Origin of the sequence: Intestinirhabdus alba, from assembly GCF_009711095.1 — a bacterium.
Taxonomy (GTDB): domain Bacteria; phylum Pseudomonadota; class Gammaproteobacteria; order Enterobacterales; family Enterobacteriaceae; genus Intestinirhabdus; species Intestinirhabdus alba.
Genome location: NZ_WMJZ01000095.1, coordinates 1 through 2,197 on the forward strand (window position 1 = coordinate 1; position 2,197 = coordinate 2,197).

The window sequence follows — 2,197 nt, forward strand, 5'->3', positions numbered from 1 at the left end:
GCATTGATACGGCTGGCCGCGTAGCCGTCGTTATGCTGAGTACCGATGGCCATCTGCGTCGCATCGGCCATGTTAACGGCCAGATCGCCCGTCAGATCGATCCGGCTTCCGGTCATGGCGTAAACGCCCCGGCTCCCCGCCGCGCCGGTGATGGTCAGATCCTCGCCGCTAATTACCCCGCCGCCGAGCGCCCACAGGCCGTAGACCAGTTTGCCGTTGCGATCGACGGTAATATCGCTGTTTTTGAGATTAACGGTAGCACCGGTAAACTGGGCCGAAGCGCCGTAGGAGCCGCCGGAGAAAACCGTATTCCGCTTATCCGTCGTGCCGAAATAGTTGAGGGTGGCGTTCGAACCGTTAGTAATCAGCCCGCCGCCCCGGGCTGCGGAAACGTGGCTGTCCGCGCCGATATTGACGGTTCCACCACGTACCTCAATACCGTTGGCCTTCGCGCCTTTGGTTTCGACTGTCAGCGCCTCTGCGGTAACCTCACCATAGCTCAGAATGCCGGACGCCTCCTCACCATGGGTGAGGATCTGGCTGTGGCTCCCTAAATCAACCTCTGAATCCAGGCTGGGATGTACCCCATAAGCTCTGATTCCCTGGGTCTCAACGGTCAGGTTAGTGGCGGTAAATTTGGCCGGGCCGTTGGCAGCAAGCCCGTTGCGGCCAAAAACAAAAACACCATATCCGTTGGTTCCAGTAGTCTTAACCGTGCTGCCGCTGCCTAAATCGGCACTGCTGCCGTAGTTATCGATGCTTAAGCCGTAACCGTTGTCGCCAGCGGTTTCAATAGTCAGCCTGTCGGCGACCAGCGTCGACGCCCGGCTTATGGCAATGCCTCTGACATGAACACCGTTGACTAATGAGCCGTCTACTTTTACCCGGCTCCCGCTTCCCAGATCGGCATGCGACGTAGCGCCGTGTAACTCAATGCCGACCGCGCTTTCACCCGTGACCTCAACGGACAGGCCGTTCGCCATCAGCACGGTATTATCAGCCTCTATTTTAATACCGCTGGCGTAGTGAGCATTATAATCGGGGCCAGATACGACAACACTAACATTATTGCCAAGGTCGATGGTGCCGGTATCGCTAAAGTGATTAAAGATACCGTAGAGCGTGTTGGACGAGTCCCCTTTATCGCCAACGATTTTGACGCCATCGTCAACCTTAACGTGAGCGCCGCTCTGAGTACCAATTTCAACCGCCTGGGCCAACGGCAGGAAAACTCCCCCGCTCAGTCCGAGTAAGCCCGCCTGCGCTAAGCCACGCGGAAGTGAAGCCCTGGAGAATTTAAACGTTCCGGCTTCCTGAGTTTTTTTATAAAATATTTTTAAGCCCATAGATTTCTTTCCATGAATAAATTTAGATTAAATTCCAGTTTTATCTGTAAATTTACGCTTATCTTTTCTATACCCTAAATAATTCAAGTTGCATGAAGGCGGCAAGCGAGCGAATCCCCGAGAGCATAGCGAACTATGTGACCGGGGTGAGCGACAAATCTGCCTGGAGCAGATTTGAACGCCGCGCAGCGGCGGCCCGTCAGGGNCGAAGTATGACGGGTATATAAAGCGTTTACGGCCAGGTGCCGCACAATAATCAGCCTTCCGACATAGCGGGAACCCATTCCGTTCATATTATCTGGTGATTATAAAACACCCGCAGTACAGCGCGATAGCGCAGAGCTACCAGACAGCAGTCTCGCAAAATATTTAACAGGCAGCAAGCTGATTCTAAATTGCAAACTATCATCATATGCTAAAAAAAAACCTTAAAGAAAATATCAAAAGTCAGCCAAAACAGAAGGCAGATAATTTAGCTTTATTTAGCATTTACATAATTAACAAAGCCACTTTTTATTGATTCCCTCCCGATTTTGGCTCCCTGGCTACGCCATGCCGCTATCCGGCAGCAGCCGGTGCTGAGAAATAATCCTGACGTGACCGGCACTTTATATCCAGGTCAGACTGTGCGATGTCTTTCGTTTTATACCCCTCATCAATGATGACTCGCGCTGACGGCTATAGCCCGGCGGCGTGCAAAACAACTTCCAGCCGATTTATCACTCGTCTATCCCATGTGACGTTTTGTTATATGACGTGAATTGTTCAGGGCGCGCATTGCTTTATTTTCTCTCTACCCGCAGCGTTAACAAAAAAGGGACGAAGCCGAAGCCCGTCCCTGTGGTCGGGGT

1 pseudogene is annotated in these 2,197 nt (G+C 52.3%); it reads right to left on the reverse strand.

What is annotated here, in order from left to right:
- A pseudogene (locus GJV78_RS24225) lies at nucleotides 1-593 on the reverse strand (autotransporter outer membrane beta-barrel domain-containing protein); the annotation flags it as partial.
- Nucleotides 594-2,197 lie beyond the last annotated feature (1,604 nt).